Annotated in this window: 17 protein-coding genes; 13 read left to right on the top strand and 4 right to left on the bottom strand. The window is 66.6% G+C overall.

What is annotated here, in order from left to right:
• Positions 1-128: 128 nt before the first annotated feature.
• Positions 129-917, bottom strand: a complete 789-nt coding sequence (locus tag WIX41_RS00820) for an enoyl-CoA hydratase-related protein (protein ID WP_339445300.1) — start codon at positions 915-917, stop codon at positions 129-131.
• A 117-nt stretch (positions 918-1034) separates the two neighbouring features.
• On the opposite strand from WIX41_RS00820, the gene WIX41_RS00815 reads away from it, so the two are divergent.
• The 13 genes from WIX41_RS00815 to WIX41_RS00755 all read left to right on the top strand — a co-directional run bounded on the left by WIX41_RS00815 (position 1035) and on the right by WIX41_RS00755 (position 18462).
• The gene (locus tag WIX41_RS00815) at positions 1035-1289 is read left to right on the top strand and encodes a FeoA family protein (protein WP_339445299.1); all 255 of its coding nucleotides are present in this window, start codon (positions 1035-1037) and stop codon (positions 1287-1289) included.
• On the top strand, positions 1286-3142 hold the full coding sequence (gene feoB / locus WIX41_RS00810; protein WP_339445298.1) for a ferrous iron transporter B: 1857 nt from the start codon (positions 1286-1288) through the stop codon (positions 3140-3142). Before WIX41_RS00815 ends, feoB begins: the two co-directional genes overlap by 4 nt.
• On the top strand, positions 3142-3390 hold the full coding sequence (locus tag WIX41_RS00805; RefSeq protein ID WP_339445297.1) for a DUF6587 family protein: 249 nt from the start codon (positions 3142-3144) through the stop codon (positions 3388-3390). Before feoB ends, WIX41_RS00805 begins: the two co-directional genes overlap by 1 nt.
• An 87-nt stretch (positions 3391-3477) precedes the next feature.
• Positions 3478-4206 (top strand): 4-hydroxy-tetrahydrodipicolinate reductase, encoded by a 729-nt coding sequence (gene dapB, locus WIX41_RS00800; protein ID WP_339445296.1) that lies wholly within the window; start codon positions 3478-3480, stop codon positions 4204-4206.
• Between the two features lie 226 nt (positions 4207-4432).
• The gene (gene carA / locus WIX41_RS00795; RefSeq protein ID WP_339445295.1) at positions 4433-5563 is read left to right on the top strand and encodes a glutamine-hydrolyzing carbamoyl-phosphate synthase small subunit; all 1131 of its coding nucleotides are present in this window, start codon (positions 4433-4435) and stop codon (positions 5561-5563) included.
• Between the two features lie 93 nt (positions 5564-5656).
• The gene (gene carB, locus WIX41_RS00790; protein ID WP_339445294.1) at positions 5657-8899 is read left to right on the top strand and encodes a carbamoyl-phosphate synthase large subunit; all 3243 of its coding nucleotides are present in this window, start codon (positions 5657-5659) and stop codon (positions 8897-8899) included.
• An 8-nt stretch (positions 8900-8907) separates the two neighbouring features.
• Positions 8908-9372, top strand: a complete 465-nt coding sequence (greA, locus tag WIX41_RS00785; RefSeq protein WP_409187425.1) for a transcription elongation factor GreA — start codon at positions 8908-8910, stop codon at positions 9370-9372.
• 7 nt (positions 9373-9379) lie between these two features.
• Entirely contained in the window at positions 9380-10297 is a 918-nt protein-coding gene (locus tag WIX41_RS00780; protein ID WP_339445292.1) for a hypothetical protein, read from the top strand.
• 51 nt (positions 10298-10348) lie between these two features.
• Positions 10349-12082, top strand: a complete 1734-nt coding sequence (gene recJ, locus WIX41_RS00775) for a single-stranded-DNA-specific exonuclease RecJ (protein WP_339445291.1) — start codon at positions 10349-10351, stop codon at positions 12080-12082.
• Between the two features lie 83 nt (positions 12083-12165).
• A protein-coding gene (gene prfB, locus WIX41_RS00770; protein WP_099047393.1) for a peptide chain release factor 2 occupies positions 12166-13291 on the top strand; the annotation gives its coding sequence in 2 pieces (ribosomal slippage) (positions 12166-12240 and positions 12242-13291; 1125 coding nt in all).
• 96 nt (positions 13292-13387) lie between these two features.
• On the top strand, positions 13388-14905 hold the full coding sequence (gene lysS / locus WIX41_RS00765; protein WP_339445290.1) for a lysine--tRNA ligase: 1518 nt from the start codon (positions 13388-13390) through the stop codon (positions 14903-14905).
• 202 nt (positions 14906-15107) lie between these two features.
• The gene (locus tag WIX41_RS00760; protein ID WP_409187287.1) at positions 15108-16247 is read left to right on the top strand and encodes an HD domain-containing phosphohydrolase; all 1140 of its coding nucleotides are present in this window, start codon (positions 15108-15110) and stop codon (positions 16245-16247) included.
• A gap of 1 nt (position 16248) precedes the next feature.
• Complete coding sequence (locus tag WIX41_RS00755) at positions 16249-18462, top strand: ATP-binding protein (RefSeq protein ID WP_339445288.1); 2214 nt, start codon at positions 16249-16251, stop codon at positions 18460-18462.
• A gap of 58 nt (positions 18463-18520) precedes the next feature.
• Here WIX41_RS00755 and WIX41_RS00750 read toward each other — a convergent pair whose 3' ends face one another.
• The 3 genes from WIX41_RS00750 to acnA all read right to left on the bottom strand — a co-directional run bounded on the left by WIX41_RS00750 (position 18521) and on the right by acnA (position 24331).
• Entirely contained in the window at positions 18521-19390 is an 870-nt protein-coding gene (locus WIX41_RS00750) for a crotonase/enoyl-CoA hydratase family protein (protein ID WP_339445287.1), read from the bottom strand.
• Between the two features lie 297 nt (positions 19391-19687).
• A complete protein-coding gene (locus WIX41_RS00745) occupies positions 19688-21364 on the bottom strand; it encodes a long-chain fatty acid--CoA ligase (protein WP_339445286.1) in 1677 nt (558 codons plus the stop codon).
• Between the two features lie 213 nt (positions 21365-21577).
• Positions 21578-24331, bottom strand: coding sequence for an aconitate hydratase AcnA (gene acnA, locus WIX41_RS00740; protein ID WP_339445285.1), 2754 nt, complete (start codon positions 24329-24331; stop codon positions 21578-21580).
• Positions 24332-24379: the final 48 nt, after the last annotated feature.

The following is a 24379-nucleotide window of genomic DNA, read 5'->3' as shown; positions in this document are numbered from 1 at the left end:
GAACATCCTGGTTGGTAGTAGCGGTGCGCAATTCCCTGGCGGTCCACGACTAGGGAGATACGTGGGATGGGAGGCAAAGCGGCCACGCGACCGCCCCGGTAGATACCGACCGTTGGTCGGTAGGGGTATCAATCCTGGGTCACCCAATGGGGCGCGCGCTTGTCCAGGAACGCGCCCAGGCCTTCCTGGCCTTCTTCGGACACCCGCAGGCGCGCGATCAGGGCGGCGTTGTCGCGATCCAGCGCATCGCGGTCGTGACCCACCGCCACCCGCCGCACCAGCTCCTTGGCCAGGGACGAGGCGACCGGGCCGGCCTTGTCGAGCAGGCCCAGCTGGCGCTGCACCGCTTCGTCGATCCGTTCAGGTTCGATGAGCTGATGGACCAGGCCGATCCGCAGCGCGGTTTCGGCATCGAAATGCTCGCCGGTGGCGAACCAGCGCCGCGCCTGGCGCGGGCCGATCGCGTCGATCACATAGGGGGAAATCACCGCCGGCAGCAGGCCCAGCCGGCTTTCGGTCAGCCCGAAACGGGCCGTGGTGCTGGCGATGGCGATATCGCAGCAGGCGACCAGGCCAACCCCGCCGCCGAACGCCGCGCCATGGACCCGGGCGATGGTCGGCTTGGGCAGTTCATCCAGGGTCCGCATCAGCCGGGCCAGGGCCAGCGAGTCCTGGCGGTTGTCCTCTTCACTGGCGGCGGCCATGCCACGCATCCACTGCATGTCCGCGCCGGCCGAGAACGAGGCACCGGTGGCGGCCAGCACCACCGCGCGCACCTGGTTGTCGCGCCCGGCCGCTTCCAGCGCGGCGGTGAGCTGGGCGATCAACCCGGCATCGAAGGCGTTGTGCAGGGTGGGGCGGTTCAGCCACAGGGTCAGCACGGCCGCGCTGCGTTCAATTCGTAAAGCGTCACTCATCGGGGGCCTGCGCCTGCTCCATACATGTATGGATCATAGCGGGCCATGGGGCGCGGGCCATGACGCGGCGCGGCGATGCTAGAATTGATAACCATTCTTATCGACGGAAGGCGACCTGTGACGTTGTCCGATCTGCCGCTGCACGGCTCCGCTCTGGTGGAATCGGTGCGCGACCTCCATGCAAATGACGCCATTGCCCGCCGGCTCAGGGAGCTGGGTTTCGTCAAGGGTGAAGATGTGCGTCTGGTCGCCCGTGGTCCCATCGGCGGCGAACCGCTGCTGGTGCAGGTCGGGTTCACCCGGTTCGCGCTGCGGCTTTCCGAAGCCAGGCGCATCGACATCACGGCGGTCGCAGAAGGAGTCGCCGCATGAGCGCCGCCGCTACCCTGCGCATTGCCCTGGTCGGCAACCCCAACAGCGGCAAGACCGCGCTGTTCAACCAGCTCACCGGCAGCCGCCAGAAGGTCGCCAATTACACCGGCGTGACCGTGGAGCGCAAGGAAGGCCGCCTGCGTGCGCCGTCCGGGCGCGAATTCGCCATACTCGACCTGCCCGGCGCCTACAGCCTGCAGCCGGCCAGCCTGGACGAGGCGATCACCCGCGACCTGTGCCGGGGCTTCTATCCGGGCGAGGCCGCGCCGGATGTGCTGCTGTGCGTGATCGACGCCACCAACCTGCGCCTGCACCTGCGTTTTGCGCTGGAGCTGCGTGAGCTGGGCAAGCCGATGATCGTGGCGCTGAACATGGTCGATGCGGCCCAACGCCGCGGTATCAAGATCGATGTGCCCGCGCTGGAACAGGCGCTGGGCGTGCCGGTGGTGGAAACCGTGGCGGTGCGCCGCAACGGCGCCCAGGCGCTGGTCGAGCGCCTGGATGCGATGGTGCCGCACCTGGATGCCCCGGTGGCGGTGCCCGCAGGCGAGGTGGATTACCACGCGCAGGTGCGCGGCATCCTGGCTGCGGCGGTGAGCATGCCCACCCGTACCGCGAAGATCGACGACGCGCTGGACCGCTGGCTGCTGCACCCGGTGTTCGGGCTGCTGACCCTGGTGGTGGTGATGTTCCTGATCTTCCAGGCGGTGTTCGCGTGGGCCACGCCGATGATGGACGGTATTGAAGCCGGCTTCGGCTGGCTGGGCGAGACCGTCGGGGCCACGCTGCCCGAAGGCCCCCTGACCAGCCTGCTCACCGACGGCATCATTGCCGGCGTGGGCGGGGTGGTGGTGTTCCTGCCGCAGATCCTGATCCTGTTCGCCTTCATCCTGGCGCTGGAGGAATCGGGCTACCTGCCGCGCGCGGCGTTCCTGCTCGACCGCATGATGGCCTCGGCCGGCCTGTCCGGGCGTTCGTTCATCCCGCTGCTGTCCAGCTTCGCCTGCGCGGTGCCGGGGATCATGGCCACCCGCAGCATCCAGGACCCGCGCGACCGCCTGGCCACGATCCTGGTCGCGCCGCTGATGACCTGTTCGGCGCGCCTGCCGGTGTATGCGCTGCTGATCGGCGCGTTCATTCCGCAGAAGACCCTGTGGGGCTTCGTCAGCCAGCAGGGCCTGGTGTTGTTCGGCCTGTATGCGGCCGGCATCTTCAGCGCGCTGGCGATGTCGTGGGTGATGAAGAAGTGGCGCCGCGACAAGAGCGAGCACCCGCTGATGCTGGAACTGCCGTCGTACCGCATTCCACACCCGCGCGACCTGGCCGTGGGCCTGTACGAGCGCGGCATGATCTTCCTCAAGCGGGTGGGCGGCATCATCCTGTCGCTCACCATCCTGCTGTGGGTGCTGCTGTCGTTCCCGGGTGCGCCGGAGAACGCGACCATGCCGGCCATCGACTACAGCTTCGCCGGCCAGATCGGCCATGCGATGGCGGTGTTCTTCGCGCCGCTGGGCTTCAACTGGCAGATCTGCATCGCGCTGATCCCGGGCATGGGCGCGCGCGAAGTGGCCGTGTCCTCGCTGGCCACCATCTACGCCCTGTCGGCGGCCGATGACGATGCCGCCATCCAGGCCCTGACCCCGGTGGTTGCCCACGGCTGGTCGCTGGCCACCGGCCTGTCGCTGCTGGTGTGGTTCATCTACGCACCGATGTGCATTTCCACGCTGGCCACCATCAAGCGCGAGACCAACTCCTGGAAGCAGGTCGGCTTTGCCACCTTCTACCTGTTCGCGGCCGCCTACGTGGCGGCGCTGGTCACCTACCAGGTGACCGTGGCGCTGGGCGGCGGCTGATGAGCGCCGGCCTGCTCCTGCAGTACATCGTCGTCGCGCTGATCGTGCTGGCCAGCGCCTGGGTAGTGCTGAAAAAGCAGTTCCCCGGCACGGTGCGCAAGGCACGCGGCGCTATCGCGCTTGGGCTGGTGAAGCCGCAGCGTGCGACCTGGCTGCAGGCACTGGGCCGAAGGATCGCACCGCCGGCCACCGGCGGTGGCGGCGCGTGCGGTGGTTGCGACAGCTGTGGCCCGACCAAGCCCCGGTAGCGCCGGCCGTTGGCCGGCCTTGGGATCGCGTGGGCCGGCCAACGGCCGGCGCTACCGTTTCTACAGGCTTTCCTTTAGCCTGCGGGCATGACTACTCCCCCCATTCGTTTGCTCATCCACGGTGCGTCCGGCCGCATGGGCCAGGCCCTGCTGCGCCTGGCCGCCGAGCGCGACGATCTGCAGGTTGTTGCCGCCGTCACCCGCCGTTCCCCCGCCCAGCGCGTGGTCGAAGGCGTGCCGCATTTCGCCGCCAGCGAACTGCACGGCGCACCGCCGTTCGACGTGGCTATCGACTTCAGCCTGCCGGAGGGTTTCGACCCGGTGCTGGCCCTCTGCGTGGAGCGTGGGGCAGGGTTGGTCTCCGGTACCACCGGGATCAGCGAAACCCAGCGCCAGGCGTTGATCCAGGCCGCCACGAAGATCCCGCTGGTCTGGGCCTCCAACTTCAGCCTCGGCGTGGCCGTGCTCGATGAACTGGTCGAGCGTGCCGCCGCCGCCCTGGCCGGCTGGGACTGCGACATCGTCGAATCCCACCACGTGCACAAGCAGGACGCCCCGTCCGGCACCGCGCTCACCCTGGGCGCCGCCGCGCAGAAAGGCGGCGCGCAGCCGCACTACGCCAGCCTGCGCGCCGGCGACATCGTCGGGGAGCACCTGGTCCAGTTCACCGGCCTTGGTGAGCGCATCGAACTGACCCATCGCGCCACCAACCGCGACATCTTCGCTCGCGGGGCTCTGTTCGCCGCCGTCCAGCTGCACGGGCGCGCCCCCGCCAGCTACCGGGTGCGCGACCTGCTCGCCGGCAGCGCAACCTGAACAGGCGTGCCGACCACGCCTGAACCCCAGGGTGGCCGGACGCTGCCGTACGCTGGCGATTGCATGCAAACGCTGGCGTTGGAGGGGGCTTGCCTTTACAATTCCCGCTCGCCGAATCACGACAGCCGGACCGGTCCCGCACCGCAGTCCGCGCTTTTTTGCAACCGCTTTTCCGTGAAGCGTGGCGTGACTTCGGTGACCCCTCGGTAGCCAAAGTGAGATTCCCGTGACCCAAGCCGCAATCCTCGTCCTCGAAGACGGCACCGTATTCGAGGGCGAATCCGTAGGCGCGCCCGGCCTGTCCGTCGGTGAGGTGGTGTTCAACACCGCCATGACCGGTTACCAGGAAGTGCTGACTGATCCCTCCTACGCCCGGCAGATGGTCACGCTGACCTACCCGCATATCGGCAATACCGGCATGACCGACCAGGACGACGAAGCCCACAAGGTGTGGTCGGCCGGCCTGATCGTGCGCGACGTGCCGCGCCGTCCCAGCAACTGGCGCAGCCAGGTGTCGCTGCAGGACTGGCTGCTGCAGCGTGGCGTGGTCGCCATTTCCGGCATCGACACCCGCAAGCTGACCCGCATCCTGCGCGAACGCGGCGCGCAGAACGGCGCGCTGATGGCCGGCGACGACATCAACGTGGACATCGCACTGGAAGCGGCACGCAAGTTCCCCGGCCTGAAGGGCATGGACCTCGCCAAGGTGACCAGCACCGACAAGGCCTACAGCTGGAACGAGGGCCAGCTCGACCTGGATTCCAACACGTTCGCCAGCGCCGCCCCGCAGTACAAGGTGGTGGCCTACGACTTCGGCGCCAAGCTCAACATCCTGCGCATGCTGGCCGAACGCGGCTGCGACATCACCGTGGTGCCGGCGCAGACCCCGGCCGCCGAAGTGCTGGCGATGAACCCGGACGGCGTGTTCCTGTCCAACGGCCCGGGCGACCCGGAACCGTGCGACTACGCCATCGAAGCCATCAAGGTGTTCCTGGACAAGAAGCTGCCGGTGTTCGGCATCTGCCTGGGCCACCAGCTGCTGGCGCTGGCCTCCGGTGCCAAGACCGTCAAGATGGGCCACGGCCATCACGGTGCCAACCACCCGGTGCAGGACCTGGACGATGGCCGGGTGATGATCACCTCGCAGAACCACGGCTTCGCGGTGGATGAAGCCACGCTGCCGGCCACCCTGCGGGTGACCCACCGTTCGCTGTTCGACGGCACCAACCAGGGCATCGCGCGCACCGACGTGCCGGCGTTCTCCTTCCAGGGCCATCCCGAAGCCTCGCCGGGCCCGCACGACGTCAGCCCGCTGTTCGACCGCTTCATCACCCTGATGGCGCAGGCCAAGGCCTGATGCGCCCCGCCGACGGCTTGGCCGGCGGCAGAGGTTTCCTGATCGACAGCGTGCGATCACCCCCAGACACGCTGTACTGACTTAGAGAAGACAATGCCCAAGCGCACTGACCTAAAGACCATCCTCATCATCGGTGCCGGCCCGATCGTCATCGGCCAGGCCTGCGAGTTCGACTACTCCGGCGCCCAGGCCTGCAAGGCCCTGCGCGACGAGGGGTACCGCGTGGTGCTGGTCAACAGCAATCCGGCCACCATCATGACCGACCCGGAGATGGCCGACGCCGTCTACATCGAGCCGATCAACTGGCAGACGGTCGAGAAGATCATCGCCAAGGAAAAGCCCGACGCGCTGCTGCCGACCATGGGCGGCCAGACCGCGCTGAACTGCGCGCTGGACCTGGCCGACCACGGCGTGCTGGAGAAGTACAACGTCGAGCTGATCGGCGCCAAGCGCGATGCAATCCGCATGGCCGAAGACCGCGAGCTGTTCCGCGTGGCCATGGGCGAGATCGGCCTGGAATGCCCGAGTGCGGCAGTGGCGCACACGCTGGAAGAAGCGATCGAGATCCAGACCCGCGTCGGCTACCCGACCATCATCCGGCCCAGCTTCACCCTGGGCGGCAGCGGTGGCGGCATCGCCTACAACCGCGAAGAGCTGGTCGATATCGTGACCCGCGGCCTGGAACTGTCGCCGACCACTGAAGTGCTGGTGGAAGAATCGGTACTGGGCTGGAAGGAATTCGAAATGGAGGTGGTGCGCGACACCGCCGACAACTGCATCATCGTCTGCTCGATCGAAAACCTGGACCCGATGGGCGTGCACACCGGTGACTCGATCACCGTGGCCCCGGCCCAGACCCTGACCGACAAGGAATACCAGCGCCTGCGCGATGCTTCCATCGCCGTGCTGCGCAAGATCGGCGTGGATACCGGCGGTTCGAACGTGCAGTTCGGCATCAGCCCGACCACCGGCCGCGTGGTGGTCATCGAAATGAACCCGCGGGTGTCGCGTTCGTCGGCGCTGGCTTCCAAGGCCACCGGTTTCCCGATCGCCAAGGTCGCCGCCAAGCTGGCGGTGGGTTACACCCTGGACGAGCTGAAGAACGAAATCACCGGCGGCCTGACCCCGGCCTCGTTCGAACCGTCGATCGACTACGTTGTCACCAAGATCCCGCGCTTCGCCTTCGAGAAGTTCCCGGCCGCCGATGCGCGCCTGACCACCCAGATGAAGTCGGTGGGCGAGGTGATGGCGATGGGCCGCACCTTCCAGGAATCGCTGCAGAAGGCGCTGCGTGGCCTGGAAACCGGCAAGATCGGCCTCGATCCGACCGGCCTGGACCTGGCCAGCGAAGACGACATCACCACCCTCAAGCGCGAACTCAAGGCCCCGGGCCCGGAGCGCCTGTTCTTCGTCGGCGATGCGTTCCGCGCCGGCTTCAGCGTGGAAGAAGTGTTCGCGCTGTCGCACATCGACCCATGGTTCCTGGACCAGATCGAAGAGATCATCCAGGCCGAAACCCAGCTGGCCGCCGATGGCATCGACGCGCTGGATGCCGCACGCCTGCGCAAGCTCAAGCGCGCCGGCTTCTCCGATGCGCGCCTGGCCGAGCTGACCGGTACCAACGAAGCGGCCGTGCGCGCGCTGCGCCGTGCGCACAAGGTGCGCCCGGTCTACAAGCGCGTGGACTCCTGCGCCGCCGAGTTCTCCACCAGCACCGCCTACCTGTACTCGACCTACGAGGACGAGTGCGAAGCGGCGCCGAGCAACCGCGACAAGATCATGATCCTGGGCGGCGGTCCGAACCGCATCGGCCAGGGCATCGAGTTCGACTACTGCTGCGTGCACGCGGCGCTGGCGCTCCGCGATGACGGTTTCGAAACCATCATGGTCAACTGCAACCCGGAAACCGTGTCGACCGATTACGACACCTCCGACCGCCTGTACTTCGAGCCGCTGACCCTGGAAGACGTGCTGGAAATCGTCGAGCTCGAACAGCCCAAGGGCGTGATCGTGCAGTACGGCGGCCAGACCCCGCTGAAGCTGGCGCGCGCGCTGGAAGCCAACGGCGTGCCGGTGATCGGCACCTCGCCGGACTCCATCGACCTTGCCGAAGACCGCGAGCGCTTCCAGCAGCTGGTGGACACGCTGGGCCTGAAGCAGCCGCCGAACCGCATTGCCCGCAATGACCAGGAAGCGCTGCTGCTGGCCCGCGAGATCGGTTACCCGCTGGTGGTGCGCCCGAGCTACGTGCTGGGCGGCCGTGCGATGGAAATCGTCTACGGTGAAGCCGACCTGGCGCGCTACGTGCGCGATGCGGTCAAGGTCTCCAACGATTCGCCGGTGCTGCTGGACCGCTTCCTGGACAACGCCGTGGAAGTGGACGTGGACATCATTGCCGACAAGGACGGCAACGTGCTGATCGGCGGCGTGATGGAGCACATCGAGGAAGCCGGCGTGCATTCGGGCGATTCGTCCTGCTCGCTGCCGCCGTACTCGCTGTCGGCCGAAACCCAGGCCGAACTGCGCCGCCAGGTGGTGGAGCTGGCCAAGGCCCTGAACGTGGTGGGCCTGATGAATACCCAGTTCGCGATCCAGGCCGGCGAGAACGGCGAGGACATCGTGTACCTGCTGGAAGTGAACCCGCGTGCCTCGCGTACCGTGCCGTTCGTGTCCAAGGCCACCGGCATGCCGCTGGCCAAGATCGCCGCGCGCTGCATGGCCGGCAAGACCCTGGCCGAGCAGGGCGCGACCAAGGAAATCGTGCCGGACTACTATTCGGTCAAGGAAGCAATCTTCCCGTTCGCCAAGTTCCAGGGCGTGGACCCGATCCTCGGGCCGGAAATGCGCTCCACCGGTGAGGTGATGGGCGTGGGCCGCAGCTTCAGCGCCGCTTTCGCACGTGCGCAGGAAGCCGGCGGCATCAAGGCCCCGCCGCTGGGCAAGGCGTTCGTGTCGGTCCGCGACCCGGACAAGAAGCGTGTGTTGCCGGTGGCCCAGGCGCTGCTGGAGCGCGGCTACAGCCTGGTGGCCACCCGCGGCACCGCCGCGTGGCTGCAGCAGCACGGCATGGAATGCGAGATCGTCAACAAGGTCGTCGAAGGCCGCCCGCACATCGTCGATTCGATCAAGAACGGCGAGATCGTGTATATCGTCAACACGACCGAAGGTCGTGCGGCGATCAACGACTCGTTCTCGATCCGTCGCGAGGCGCTGCAGCACCGCGTCACCTATTCGACCACCATTGCCGGCGCCAAGGCGCTGGTGCAATCACTGGAATTCCGCGGTACCGGCCCGGTCTGGTCGCTGCAGGAGCTGCACAAGGAGTTGAACGCATGAGAGCACCGATCACCCTGAAGGGCGCGCAGCGTCTGCGCGAAGAGCTGGACCACCTGAAGTCGGTCAAGCGCCCCAAGGTCATCGCGGCGATCGCCGAGGCGCGTGAGCATGGCGATCTCAAGGAGAACGCCGAGTACCACGCCGCGCGCGAAGAGCAGGGTTTCATCGAAGGCCGCATCAAGCAGCTGGAAGGCGAGCTGTCGCATGCCGAGATCATCGACATCAGCAAACTCAACGCCGGCAGCAAGGTCGTGTTTGGCGCTACCGTCGAACTGTCCGATGTGGAAAGCGAGGAAGAGAAGCGCTACCAGATCGTGGGCGACCTGGAGGCCGACATCAAACTTGGCCTGATCGCGATCTCCTCGCCGCTGGCGCGGGCGCTGATCGGCAAGCTGGAAGGCGATGCGGTCACCATCGACGCGCCGGCCGGCAAGCGCGACTACGAAATCGTCAGCGTCCAGTACCTGGACTGACCTGGGCATGGCCACGGCAACCCTGTTGCTGCCGGCACGCAGCCGCTTTCCGGCGGCGGCGTTGCCCAACGACGTGGCCAAGGCGCTCGGCCGTGCCGAGCGCAGCCGGGTCGATGCCGGCGAACGGGCGCAGCTGCTGCGGCATTTCCAGCTGCAGCCGGCCGATTGGCCGGTGGCCGCGCTGACCCGCCAGCTCGACGTGGGCGATGCCCATGATGGCGTATGGCTGCGGGCCGACCCGGCCAACGTGGTGCCGGACATGCACGGCGCGCGGATGATGGGGCACGGCGAGACGCTGCGGCTGGAAGCGGACGATGTGGCGGCACTGCTGCCGGCGCTGCAGCCGCTGTTTGCCGGCTATGGGTTCACGCTGGACGCGCCGACGCCGTCGCGCTGGTACCTGCGGTTGCCGCCGGGGACCACGCTACCGGTGTTCGCCGCGCCCGACGACGTGCTCGGCGATGACCTGTTCGCGCATCTGCCGGAGGGCGATGGCGGGCGGCGCTGGCGTGCGTTGTTGACCGAGGCGCAGGTGGTACTGCATCAGCATCCCTGGAACGTGCAGCGTCTGGCTGCGGGCAAGCGGGCGATCAACTCGCTGTGGTTCTGGGGCGGCGGTGAGCTGCCCGAGGCGGTGCGTACCGCGCATGCGCAGGTGCGCAGCCGCGATGCGTTGCTGCAGGCATTGGCCAAGGCGGCGGGCGTGCAGGCCGATGGCGACCAGCAGGTGGATGCACTGGTGGACCTGCGCCAACTGCGTTCGCTGGAGCAGCTGGGCAACGATGCGATCCGGCCGTTGCTGTCGGCGTTGCAGCGTGGCGAGCTGCGCCGGCTGGTGCTGGATTTCGAGGATGGCGCGCGGTTCGAGCTGGACAAGGGCCAGCGCTGGCGGTTCTGGAAGAAGCCGGTGCAGCTCCACGATTGACTGCGGGTATCATGGTGGCCACCGGCGTTCGCGCTGTTTACCGAGCCCGCCTTGACCCCTGTTGATTCCCTCCAGATCCAACGCCGTCCTGCTGCTGCCCCCGGCGATTGGCCGGGCGACATGCTGCCGCTGCTTCAGCGTCTGTACGCCGCGCGCGGCGTCACCGATGCGGCGCAGGCGCAGCCGAAGCTGGCACAGCTGCATCCGCCGGAGCTGATGGGCAGCATGCAGGCGGCGGTGGACCTGCTGGCGGCGGCCATCGCGGCCGATGAGCGCATTCTGGTGGTAGGCGATTTCGACTGCGATGGTGCTACTGCCTGCGCGGTTGGTGTGCGCGGCCTGCGCATGCTCGGCGCACGCGATGTGGTCCATGCGGTGCCAAACCGCATGCTGCATGGCTACGGCCTGTCGCCGTCGCTGGTGGCCGAACTGGCGCCGCTGCAGCCCGGGCTGCTGGTCACGGTCGATCACGGCATCGCCTGTCACGCGGGGGTGGCGGCGGCCAAGGCGCTGGGCTGGAAGGTGCTGGTCACCGATCACCACCTGCCCGGCGAACAGCTGCCGCCCGCGGATGCCATCGTGGACCCCAACATCAACGGCGATGCGTTCCCGAGCAAGGCGCTGGCCGGGGTCGGGGTGATCTTCTATGTGTTGATGGCGCTGCGCCGCCACCTGCGCGTGCAGGGCGCCTTCGCAGCCGGTGCGGAGCCCGACCTGCTGACCCTGTTGGACCTGGTCGCGGTCGGCACTGTCGCCGATCTGGTCGCACTGGACGCCAACAACCGGGCGCTGGTCTCTGCCGGACTGCGCCGGCTGCGTGCCGGGCAGGGCAGCGTAGGCCTGCAGGCGCTCATCGAAGCAAGCGGCCGGGATGCGGCGCGGCTGAGCGCCACCGATATCGGGTTCGCCCTCGGCCCACGCCTCAACGCTGCTGGCCGGCTGGAAGACATGGCACTGGGCATCGAACTGCTGCTCACCGAAGACCGCACCCAGGCCCGCGACATCGCCCGGACATTGGAGCAGATCAACGCCGAGCGGCGTGCCGTGCAGCAGGTGATGACCGATGACGCCGAACTGGCGGTGTCGCGCGCGGTGCTGAGTGCCGAAGGCGAACGCCCGATCGCGGCCTGCCTGTTCGATGCCGAATGGCACCCGGGCGTGGTGGGCCTGGTGGCATCGAAGATGAAGGACCGCCTGCATCGCCCGGTGATCGCGTTTGCGCCGTCCGAACCCGGCAGCGATTCGCTGCGTGGCTCGGCGCGCTCCATCGCCGGCTTCCACATCCGTGATGCGCTGGCGCTGGTCAACGCCTCCCACCCGGGCCTGATCGACAAGTTCGGCGGCCACGCGATGGCCGCCGGCCTGAGCCTGCCGCACTCACGCCTGCAGGCGTTCCAACAGGCGTTCGTGGCCGTGGTCGAAGCCAGCATGGACCCGGCCGCGCTGCAGCAGCTGCTGTTGAGCGATGGCGAGCTTGCCCCGGCCGAGTTGGATTTCCAGCACGCCGAAGCGCTGCGCCTGGCCGGTCCGTGGGGGCAGGGCTTCCCGGAGCCGCTGTTCGACGGCCACTTCCAGGTGGCCCGCTGGCAGGTGCTGAAGGAAAAACACCTCAAGCTCAGCCTGCGCGTACCCGGCCGGCCCGAGCCGATCAACGCCATCCACTTCAGCGGCTGGCGTGGCAACGCCCCGGCCAACACCGTGCATATCGCCTACCGCCTGGTCAGCGACGACTACCGGGGCGGCGGTGCGATCCAGCTGATCATCGAGCACTGCGCCGACGGGTAGAGCCACGCGGCTGCCGACGAACATGAACGGGGTTGCTGGCGCTATAATCTGCGGTCTTGTCCCAAGCCTTCATTACCGCCGATATGATCGAGCTCAATCCCGTGCGCCAGCGAATCACCGATCTCACCGATCGCGTGCTCTCGCTCAGGGGGTATCTTTGACTACGACGCCAAGAAAGAGCGTCTGGAAGAAGTAACCCGGGAACTGGAAAACCCCGATATCTGGAACAACGCCGAATACGCCCAGACCCTGGGCCGCGAGCGTTCCAGCCTGGAAAAGACCGTGGGCGGCATCGCCACCATTCTCGATGGGCTGACCGAATCCGGCGAACTGCTGGAACTGGCTGAAAGCGAACAGGACGAAGATACCGCCCTGGCCGTGGTCGCCGACCTGGACAAGTACCAGAAGCACGTCGAGCAGTTGGAATTCCAGCGCATGTTCTCCGGCAAGATGGACAACGCGCCCGCGTTCGTCGACATCCAGGCCGGTGCCGGTGGTACCGAAGCCCAGGACTGGGCCGAAATCCTGCTGCGCATGTACCTGCGCTGGTGCGAATCGCGCGGCTGGAAGACCGAGCTGATGGAAGTGTCCGGTGGCGATGTCGCCGGCATCAAGTCGGCCACGCTGCGCGTGGAAGGCGATTACGCCTATGGCTGGCTGAAGACCGAAACCGGCGTGCACCGTCTGGTGCGCAAGTCGCCGTTCGATTCGGACAACCGTCGCCATACCAGCTTCACCTCGGTGTTCGTCTCGCCGGAAGTCGACAACAACATTGAAATCGACATCAATCCGGCCGACCTGCGTACCGATGTGTACCGTTCCTCCGGCGCCGGTGGCCAGCACGTCAACAAGACCGAATCGGCGGTGCGCATCACGCACATTCCGACCAATACGGTCGTGGCCTGCCAGACCGGGCGCAGCCAGCACCAGAACCGCGACAACGCGATGAAGATGCTGGCCGCCAAGCTGTATGAGCTGGAAATCCAGAAGCGCAACGCCGAACGTGATGCGGTGGAAGCCACCAAGTCCGACATCGGCTGGGGCAGCCAGATCCGCAACTACGTGCTCGATCAGAGCCGTATCAAGGACCTGCGCACCGGTATCGAGCGCTCGGACACGCAGAAGGTGCTCGATGGCGATCTCGACGAATTCGTCGAAGCCAGCCTGAAGTCGGGCCTGGAAGTCGGTTCCAAACGTCTCGACGCCTGACGGTCGGGCCGCCGCGCGCGGCCCGATCCGCTCCACCCCGGCACGCCCCGGGTTTCGTATTCCCCGTCCATATCCCCCCAGACATAGACCCACGCCATGAACGATCAGATCCCCGCGCCGCAGCCCCCCGTCGACGAGAACAGCCTCATCGCCGAGCGCCGCGCGAAACTGACCGCGCTGCGCGGGCAGGGCATCGCCTACCCCAACGATTTCCGTCGTGAGGATTTCGCCGGCACCGTGCAGGGCGAATTCGCCGACGCCGAACAGTGGACCGCCGAAGCGCTGGAAGCCACCGACCGCCAAGTGAAGATGGCCGGCCGCCTGATGGCCAAGCGGGTGATGGGCAAGGCCAGCTTCGCCCAGATCCAGGACGAATCCGGCCGCATCCAGCTGTTCCTGCAGGGCAGCACGCTGGGCGATGCCTACACCGCCTTCAAGGGCTGGGACGTCGGCGACATCATCGCCGTCGAAGGCGGGCTGACCCGCACCAGGACCGGCGAGCTGTCGGTCAAGGCCACCAGCACCCGCCTGCTGACCAAATCGCTGCGCCCGCTGCCGGACAAGTGGCACGGCCTGGCCGACGTCGAGCAGCGCTACCGCCAGCGCTACGTTGACTTGATCGTGACCCCGGAATCGCGCGAGGTGTTCATCAAGCGCTCGCGGATCATCCGCGCCATGCGCGCCTGGCTGGACAACCGCGACTTCCTGGAAGTTGAAACGCCGATGATGCATTACATCCCCGGCGGCGCGGCGGCAAAGCCGTTCACCACCCACCACAACGCGCTGGACCTGGACCTGTACCTGCGCGTGGCGCCGGAGCTGTACCTCAAGCGCCTGGTCGTGGGTGGGCTGGAGCGCGTGTATGAGATCAACCGCAACTTCCGCAATGAAGGCGTGAGCACCCGGCACAATCCGGAATTCACCATGATGGAGCTGTACGAGGCCTACGCCACGTACAACGAAGTGATGGACCTGACCGAAGGCGTGATCCGTGACGTGGCCAGCAAGGTGCTGGGCACCACCACGGTGGAGTGGGACGGCGCCACCATCGACCTGGCCCCGGCGTTCCGCCGCTGGCGCATGGACGAGGCCGTGCGCCACCACAACCCGGACATCAGCCTGGCCGACTGCACCGACCGCGAGGCGCTGCTGCGCCATTGCGAGCGCCTGAAGATCCGGGTCAAGCCGTCCTATGGCTGGGGCAAGCTGCTGCTGGAGATCTTCGAAGCCACCGTCGAGCACACCCTTGTGCAGCCGACCTTCATCACCGACCACCCGGTCGAGGTCTCGCCGCTGGCACGCGCCAACGACGACCAGCCCGGCTACACCGACCGCTTCGAGCTGTTCATCAACGGCAAGGAGCTGGCCAACGGCTTCTCCGAGCTGAACGACCCCGAAGACCAGGCGGCGCGCTTCCAGGCCCAGGTCACGGCCAAGGAAGGCGGCGATGACGAGGCCATGCACTACGACGCCGATTACATCCGTGCGCTGGAGTACGGTATGGCCCCGACCGGCGGCCTGGGCATCGGCATCGATCGCCTGGTCATGCTGCTGACCGGCAGCAGTTCGATCCGCGATGTGCTGCTGTTCCCATATATGCGTCCCGAAAGCTGAGATGCAGGTCCGGATTGCCCGCTGGGCCGTCCGGGCGGGTTCCCCTGCCGTGGCCGGACGAGTATGGTTTCCGCGTGACCCATTGAGGTGCCCTATGGGCGCGGTGGCGATGGAACATGAGAACTGGGCGGAGCCTGCGTGACATGCGCATCACGCTGCGACCACGATCATGAACGGGGGAATCATGAGCGGAGGTGGTCCGATGCAAGGTGCCGGTGTACAGAGCGGCGGCGTATCCTTACCGCACCATGTTCCAGTGTGGTCCAGAAAGACGACGGAAGCAGCCTTGAATATTGTCATCGTTGACGATCAGACGTCCGCGCGCACCATGCTGCGGCATGTCATCGAGGACATCGCGCCTGTATTGAGCGTGCATGATTTCGGCGACCCGCTCACCGCCCTGGCCTGGTGCGAATCGCACGGGGTGGATCTGCTGCTGCTCGATTACCGCATGCCGGAAATGGACGGGCTGGAATTCGCCCGGCGTTTCCGTCGCCTGCCCAAGCATCGCGACATTCCGGTGATCCTGATCACCGTGGTCGGTGACGAACCGATCCGCCAGGCCGCGCTGGAAGCGGGTGTCATCGATTTCCTGGTCAAGCCGATCCGACCGCGTGAGCTGCGCGCGCGCTGCTACAACCTGCTGCAGCTGCGCCAGCAGTCGGAAAACGTGAAGCAACGCGCCTTGTCGCTGGAACAGCGGCTGCTGGCCAGCATGCACGAGGTCGAGGAGCGGGAACGTGAAACGCTGTCGCGGCTGGCCCTGGCGATCGAGTTCCGTGACGCCGGCACCAGTGCCTACCTCGAGCGCATGGCGCACGTGGCCGGACTGATCGCCGAGCAGCTCGGGTTGCCGGAAGAAGAGGTCAAACTGATCGAGATGGCCGCGCCCCTGCACGACATGGGCAAGATCGCCATTCCCGATGCCGTGCTGCTCAAGCAGGGCAAACTCAATGACGAGGAACTGGCGATCATGCGCCGGCACCCGCGCATCGGTTACGAGCTGCTCAGTGGCAGCCAGAACCGCTTCATCCAGGTCGGTGCGCTGATCGCGCTGCGCCACCACGAACGTTACGACGGCAGCGGGTATCCCGACGGGCTGATGGGTGAAGCCATCCCGCTGGAAGCGCGGATCGTGGCCGTCGCCGATGTCTTCGATGCCCTGATCTCGCCGCGCCCATACAAGGAAGCATGGACGATGGATGCCACCCTGGCCTATCTGTACGCACAGCGCGGGCGCCTGTTCGACCCGCGCTGCGTGGATGCGCTGTTGCGCGGCCGGCAGCAGCTGGACGATATCTGCGCGCAGCATTCGACTGCGTCTTCCCGCCCGGGGATGTGACATGGCCGGTCTGTTCCAGGTTCTGAAACAGCAGCTCGGTGCGCTCCCCGGCCTTGCGCTGCTCAAGCGCCAGCTGGGTAACCGCCCTGACAGCGAGCATGGCCAGGCGATCGTGCGCATCGTCCTGATCGTGCTGATCCTGGGCTATGTGCTGATGCCTGGCGTGCGCAACGACCTGCCGCACCACCAGTACCAGGTGGTGCTGGGCATCGTGTTGACCGGTTTGACACTGTCGGTACTGCTGTTCTCGTGGCTGCTGGTGCGTCCCGGACGCTCGGACCCGCGCCGGGTGGCAGGCATGCTGGCCGATTACGGGCTGATCGCCGCCGGCATGGTGCAGATGGGCGAGCCGCTGTCGTGGGTCTACATCGTGGTGATGTGGGTCACGGTCGGCAACGGCATGCGCTACGGCAACAAGTACCTGTACGCCGCCGTGGGCATGGCGCTGGTCAGCTTCGGGGTGACGGTGCTGGCCACTGGCTACTGGCAGGCCAATGCGCGGCTGGGCTTTGGCCTGTGGCTGGGGCTGGCGGCGGTGCCGCTGTATTTTGCCAGCCTGCTGCGCCAGTTGACCCACGCCATGGACGAGGCGCGCCGTGCCAGTGAGGCCAAGAGCCGCTTCCTGGCCAACATGAGCCATGAGTTCCGCACCCCCCTCAATGGCCTGTCCGGCATGACCGAGGTGCTGGCCACCACCACGCTGGACGAAGAGCAGCGCGAGTGCGTCAACACCATCCAGGCCTCCTCGCGCAGCCTGCTGGCGCTGGTGGAGGAGGTGCTGGACATCTCCGCCATCGAGGCCGGCAAGCTGCGGGTGGTGGCCGAAGACTTCTCGCTGGATGACGTGGTCCAGGCGATCGGCCTGATCCTGATGCCACAGGCGCGCTTGAAACGGCTGGACTACCAGGTCAAGGTCGCCAACGGCGTGCCGCGCCTGCTGCGCGGCGACCTGGGTCACCTGCGCCAGATCCTGCTCAACCTGGCCGGTAATGCGGTGAAGTTCACCGAGCATGGCAGGGTCGAAATCCGCGTGTCGCAACTGGGCGAGGAGGGCCACGGCCAGGTCCGGCTGCGCTTCGACATCCTCGATACCGGCATCGGCGTGGGTCCGGAAATGCGCTCGCGCCTGTTCCAGGCGTTCGAGCAGGCCGATGTCAGCCTGGGCCGGCGGCACGAGGGCAGTGGGCTGGGCACGTCGATCTCGCGCGGGCTGGTGGAGGCCATGGGCGGCCAGATCGGCTATGCCGAAAACCCGCCGCAGGGCAGCTGCTTCTGGTTCGAACTGCCGTTCGTACTGCCACCAGTGGTCGCCGGTGAGTTCACCCCGGCCGTGCTGGGCAGCGGCCTGCAGGGCACGCCGGACAACGTGATCGCCTTTGCCGATCCGTTCCTGCGCCACCGCGCGCGGGTGCGCAGCATGAAGGTGCTGGTGGCCGATGACCACCAGGCCAACCGGCTGGTACTGCAGCGCCTGCTGCAGAAGGCCGGGCACAAGGTGGTATGCGTTGACGGTGGCGAAGCGGTGCTTGATGCAATGGCCGAGAGCGACTACGACGTGGCCATCGTGGACCTGCACATGCCCGGCATGAGTGGCCTGGACATGCTCAAGGAGCTGCGCGTGCTGCAGGCCGGTGGCGCCCCGCGCACGCCGGTGCTGGTGCTCAGCGCCGATGTCACCCCTGAATCGATCCAGCAGTGCACCCGGGCCGGCGCGCACACCTTCTTCGGCAAGCCGGTGGTGCCGGTGAAGCTGCTCGATACCCTGGCCGAGATCGCCACCCACGATGGCCTGAAAGCACGCACGGCGGTGGTGCCTTCCACGCCGGTGGCGGTTGGCGTGCTCGATACCGGCGTGCTTGATGAGCTGGCTGCGCTGGGCATGGGCGAGGGCTTCGAACAGGAATTCATCCGCCAGTGCCTGGCCGACGCCAACCAGTGCGTTGGCGTGGCCATGGAAGCGGGCGAACGTGGCGACTGGGCGCACCTGCGCGAGCAGGCCCACGCCATCAAGGGCGTGGCCAGCAACCTGGGCCTGGTGCGGGTGGCTTACCGTGCCGGCGAGGTGATGCATATGGCCGACTGGCAGCTCAAGAGCGAATGGCGCGAGCGGATGAAGCTTATCCATGCGGCGGTGAAGGAAGGCAGGCAGGCGCTGGAAGAACGCAGGCGCCCCGGCGCTTCATCCACGGACGACGGCGGCATCGACATGCGTTGAAAAAAGCCCGGCTCCTACCGGGCTTTTTTACTGGAACCCCCTGCTTGCAATGTCGCAGTTACGCGGCATCGGACTGGGCACGACGGGTCTGCGCCTTGATCAGCCGGTCCATGGTGCGCAGCGACTTGTCTTCAAGGGCCAATGCCGAATCCACCCAGATCCTGGTGATTTCCAGCAGCTCGTCGTAGCCCACCGCCTGGGCCAGGTTGCGCGCGGCGTTCATCGCCAGATACGTGCGCGGGGTGCGCTGCTGCTGGCGGATCAGGTCTTCGGTGGCCTTGACGCCCTGGCCCTTGGGCACCAGCACGTCGACCACGCCCATGGCATACATCTCTTCGGAGGAGTAGACGCGGCCTTCGAGGATGATCTTTTCGGCCAGCTGCGGCGCCACCCGGCGGCACAGGAACGAATAGGCGCCCATGCCCGGGAACAGCCCGAACAGCACTTCGGGCAGGCCCATGCCGCAGCCTTCCTCGGCAATGATGGTGTGGCAGGCCAGCGCCATTTCCAGGCCGCCACCGAGTGCGTCGCCCTGGATCAGCGCGATCGAGCGGACGTCGCCGCCGAATCCGGTGTGCAGGTGGTGCACGCCTTCCACGCAGCGCTGGGCATAAGCGAGCAGGCGGTCGCGGTTGCCTTCGCGGATCAGCTGGGCGAACAGCGCCAGGTCGCCGCCCAGGTTGTAGGCGGTGGCGTTGGAGGCCAGCACGAAGTGGCGCAGGCGGCCACTGTTGCGCTCGGCCGGCGACAGCGTGATCTGGCTCATCATGCTCCACATCTCATCGAGCATGTCCTTGCGGCAGCAGGGGCGGATGCCGGTGGCGGCATCGGCATGCATGAACAGCCAGTGGGCGGCGTTGTCGGAGGTCGATTCGGTGCGGATGGTCGCATAGCCGCGGGAATACGGAAGCCTGTCGATGGATTGCATGGTGATTGCCTCGGCGGGTTGGCCTGCGGGGAGGACGGTGGGCGGCAGGCCGGACGGGTCCACACGCCGCGATCCTACACCGCCGGCCCGGGCCGGAATGCAAACGCCGTATACACCCCCCGCAGGGTCCAAAAGGCCGGCGGAAATCTTGTTCAGCCTAGTGCCGCAAGCGTATCCAGTGGCCAGCATCGCGCAGCGCCAGGCGCAGCGGAGCTCACGGGCGAAGATAGGAATTCGACGAAAAAAATGCCCGCAGGGCGATGCCGTGCGGGCGTTCAATGTTGCAGTTGCGGTTGCTTACGCCGCAGGCGTATCGCGCAGCTCGCGGCGCAGGATCTTGCCGACGTTGGTCTTCGGCAGCTCCTTGCGGAACTCGACGATGCGCGGGTGCTTGTAGCCGGTGAGGTTGGCGCGGGCGTGTTCCTTGACCATTTCGGCGGTCAGGTTCGGGTCCTTCTTGACGATGACCACCTTGACGATTTCGCCGGACTTTTCATCCGGTACGCCCACTGCGGCCACTTCCAGTACGCCGGGCATCATCGCGATGACGTCTTCGACTTCGTTCGGGTACACGTTGAAGCCCGACACCAGGATCATGTCCTTCTTGCGGTCCACGATGTAGAAGAAGCCGTGCTCGTCCATGCGCGCCATGTCGCCGGTGTGCAGCCAGCCGTCGGCGTCGATCGCCTTGGCGGTTTCCTCCGGGCGCTGCCAGTAGCCCTTCATCACCTGCGGGCCACGGATGCACAGTTCGCCGACCTCGCCCGCGGGCAGGGTGACGCCGTTGTCGTCCTTCACGCAGGCGTCGGTGGACGGGATCGGCAGGCCGATCGCGCCGTTGTATTCGGCCAGGTTGAGCGGGTTGATGCAGGCCGCCGGCGAGGTCTCGGTCAGGCCGTAGGCCTCGACCAGGGTCACCCCGGTGGCCTTCTTCCAGCGTTCGGCCACCGCACGCTGCACCGCCATGCCGCCGCCCAGGGTGACCTTCAGCGAGGAGAAATCCACCTCGTCGAAGCCGGGGGTGTTGAGCAGGCCGTTGAACAGCGTGTTGACGCCGGTGATGGCGGTGAAACGGGTCGCCTTGAGCTCCTTGACGAAGCCCTTCATGTCGCGCGGGTTGGTGATCAGGTGGTTGCAGCCACCGAATTTCATGAAGACCAGGCCGTTGGCCGTCAATGCGAAGATGTGGTACAGCGGCAGGGCGGTGATGATCCACTCCTTGCCCATTTCAATGCCCGACGAGGAGATCCACGCCGAGGCCTGCTGCATGTTGGCCACCAGGTTGCGGTTGGTCAGCATGGCGCCCTTGGCCACGCCGGTGGTGCCGCCGGTGTACTGCAGGAAGGCCACGTCGTCGTGGTCCAGCTCCACCTTCGGCAGGGTGTGGCCGCTGCCCAGCTTCAGCGCCTGGTTGAAGCGCACCGCGCCGCGCAGGCTGTAGTTGGGCACCATCTTCTTGATGTACTTCAGCACGAAGTTCACCACCACGCCCTTCAGGCCGAGCATGTCGCCCAGGCCGGTGGTGATGACATGCTTGACCTGCGTGTCGGCGATGACCTGCTGCACGGTGTCGCCGAAGTTGTCCACGACAACAAGTACCGACGCGCCGGAATCGACCAGCTGGTGCTTGAGCTCGCGGGCGGTGTACAGCGGGTTGACGTTGACCACGGTCAGGCCGGCGCGCAGCACGCCGAAGGTGGCCACCGGGTACTGCAGGCAGTTGGGCATCATCAGGGCGACGCGGTCGCCCTTCTTGAGCTTCAGCTCGCCCAGCAGGTAGGCGGCGAACTGTTCGACCAGGGCATCGGTTTCACCGTAGGTGAGCACCTTGCCGAAGCTGGAGTAGGCGGGGCGGTCGCGGAACCTGGCCACCGACGTGTCGAATACGGCCGATACCGAATGGAACTCGTTGACGTCGATTTCGGCGGGTACGCCGTTGGGATAGCTCTGCAGCCAGGGACGTTCCAGACTCATTATTCCCCCTCCAGGAAACGTTGATGGTGTGATGCTGACGGAGAGTATCCGCCGTTTCGGTCCCCGGCAGCATACCGGTCCGAATGGAAAACGCGAAGAGTCTGTGAATATCGCGTGCAGGCGACGTGTAGAACGGTGCGGGGTCCGTAAGGAGCCGGCCAGAGGCCGGCTCTACGAAGCGCGGGGGGACCGGGAGCCGGCCAGAGGCCGGCGCTACCTCGCTGCCAGCTGGCGCAGCACGTACTGCAGCAGGCCGCCGTGCTTGAAGTACTCCACTTCCTTGGGGGTCAGCAGCATCACGTGGGCCTGGAAGGTCTTGGCCGTGCCGTCGGCCTTGGTGGCGGTGATGGTGGCGGTCTTGCTGGCGCCATCGGCCAGGCCGGTGATGTTGACCACCTCCGAGCCGTCCAGGCCCAGGCTCTGGGCGTTCTCGCCCGCCTGGAACTGCAGCGGCAGCACGCCCATGCCGACCAGGTTGGAACGGTGGATGCGCTCGAAGCTCTCGGCGATCACCGCTTTCACGCCCAGCAGGTTGGTGCCCTTGGCGGCCCAGTCGCGCGAGGAGCCGGTGCCATATTCCTTGCCGGCGAAGACCACCAGCGGCACACCCTCGGCCTTGTACTTCATGGCCGCATCGTAGATGGCCAGCTTCTGCGGCTCGCCGCCTGCCTTGGGGAAGTACAGGGTGTTGCCGCCTTCCTCGCCGCCGAACATCAGGTTCTTGATGCGGATGTTGGCGAAGGTGCCGCGCACCATCACATCGTCGTTGCCGCGGCGGCTGCCGTAGCTGTTGAAGTCGGCCGGCTGCACGCCGCGTTCCTGCAGGAAGCGGCCTGCCGGCGAGTCCTTCTTGATGTTGCCGGCCGGGGAGATGTGGTCGGTGGTGATCGAATCGCCGAACAGGCCCATCACCCGTGCCCCGTGCACGTCCTCGATATGGCCGACCTGCATGGTCATGCCCTCGAAGTAGGGCGGGTTCTTGATATAGGTGGAGCTGCCATCCCACTCGTACAGGTCACCATCCGGCGACTGGATGGTGTTCCAGCGGGTATCGCCCTTGAACACGTCGGCGTAGTTCTGCTTGAACATCTCCGGGCCGATGGTGGCGGCGATGACATCGCCGATTTCCTTGTTGCTCGGCCAGATGTCGCGCAGGTACACCGGCTGGCCATCGCTGCCGGTGCCCAGCGGCTCGGTGGTCAGGTCGATGTCGGTGGTACCGGCGATGGCATAGGCCACCACCAGCGGCGGGCTGGCCAGGTAGTTCATCTTCACTTCGGGGTGCACGCGGCCCTCGAAGTTGCGGTTGCCCGAGAGCACCGAGGTGACCACCAGATCGCCGCTGGCGATGCCGGCGCTGACTTCGGTGGGCAGCGGGCCGGAGTTGCCGATGCAGGTGGTGCAGCCGTAGCCGACCACGTAGAAGCCGACCTTCTCCAGCTCGGTGAGCACACCGGCCTTTTCAAGATAGTCGGTGACCACGCGCGAGCCTGGGCCGAGCGAGGTCTTCACCCACGGCTTGCGATCCAGCCCCTTGGCGGCCGCGTTGCGGGCCAGCAGGCCGGCACCGATCATCACCGCCGGGTTGGAGGTGTTGGTGCAGGAGGTGATGGCGGCGATGACCACCGCACCGTCCTTGAGCCGGAACCGGGTGCCGCCCAGCTCCACATCGGCATAGCCCTTGGCCAGCTGCTCGTTGCCGACCGCCGCGCCGCCACCTTCGTTGACGAACTTGGAGATTTCTTCGTTGCGCTTGTCGCGGTTGGTGGTCAGCCCGCCCAGGTTGTCGCGGTAGTTCTGCTTGACGTCCTGCAGCAGCACGCGGTCCTGCGGGCGCTTGGGGCCGGCCAGCGACGGCTTGACCTCGCCCATGTCCAGTTCCAGCGTGGCGCTGTAGCTGGCGTGGGCGGTGTTGGCGTCGTGCCACAGGCCCTGGGCCTTGGCATACGCTTCCACCAGCGCGATCTGTGCTTCGCTGCGGCCGGACAGGCGCAGGTAGCTCAGCGATTCGTTGTCGATCGGGAAGATGCCACAGGTAGCGCCGTACTCGGGGGCCATGTTGCCGATGGTGGCGCGGTCGGCCAGCGGCAGGTGCTGCAGGCCTTCGCCGAAGAACTCGACGAACTTGCCCACCACCCCGTGCTTGCGCAGCATCTGGGTGACGGTGAGTACCAGGTCGGTGGCGGTGGCACCTTCGGGCATGCGCCCGGTGAGCTTGAAGCCGACCACCTGCGGGATCAGCATCGACGAGGGCTGGCCAAGCATGGCCGCTTCGGCCTCGATACCGCCCACGCCCCAACCGAGCACGCCGATGCCATTGATCATGGTGGTGTGGCTGTCGGTGCCGAACACGGTGTCCGGATAGGCGACCTGCCTGCCGCCCTTGTCGGCGGTCATCACCACCCGGGCCAGGTTCTCCAGGTTCACCTGGTGGACGATGCCGGTGTTGGGCGGGACGACCTTGAAGTTGTCGAACGCCTTCTGGCCCCAGCGCAGGAAGCCGTAGCGTTCCTGGTTGCGCTGGAATTCGATCTTGCCGTTGAGGTCCAGCGCGTCGGGGGTGCCGAACACATCGACCTGCACCGAGTGGTCGATGACCAGTTCGGAGGGGATCTGCGGGTTGATCTGTTCCGGGCGGCCGCCGAGCTTGACCACCGCATCGCGCATCGCGGCCAGGTCGACCACGCACGGCACGCCGGTGAAGTCCTGCAGGACCACGCGCGCGGGCATGAAGGCGATTTCGATGTCCGGCTCGGCCTTGGGATCCCAGCGCGCCACCGCTTCGATGTGGTCCTTGCCGACGGTGACCCCGCCATCCTCGTGCCGGAGCAGGTTCTCCAGCAGGATCTTCATCGAGTAGGGCAGGTGGGAGATGTCGAACTGCTGTCCGAGCTTAGGCAGGCTGAAGTAGTCGTAGGTGGTGCCGCCGACGTCCAGCTGGCTGCGGGTGGAGAACGAATCGCTCATGCGGGGTGACTCCTCTTGCGGATGGCTTGCAGTGGCCCATGCGGGCCT

Source organism: Stenotrophomonas sp. AB1(2024), from assembly GCF_037482345.1.
GTDB lineage: Bacteria > Pseudomonadota > Gammaproteobacteria > Xanthomonadales > Xanthomonadaceae > Stenotrophomonas.
This window is presented reverse-complemented; position numbering and strand designations above follow the sequence as displayed.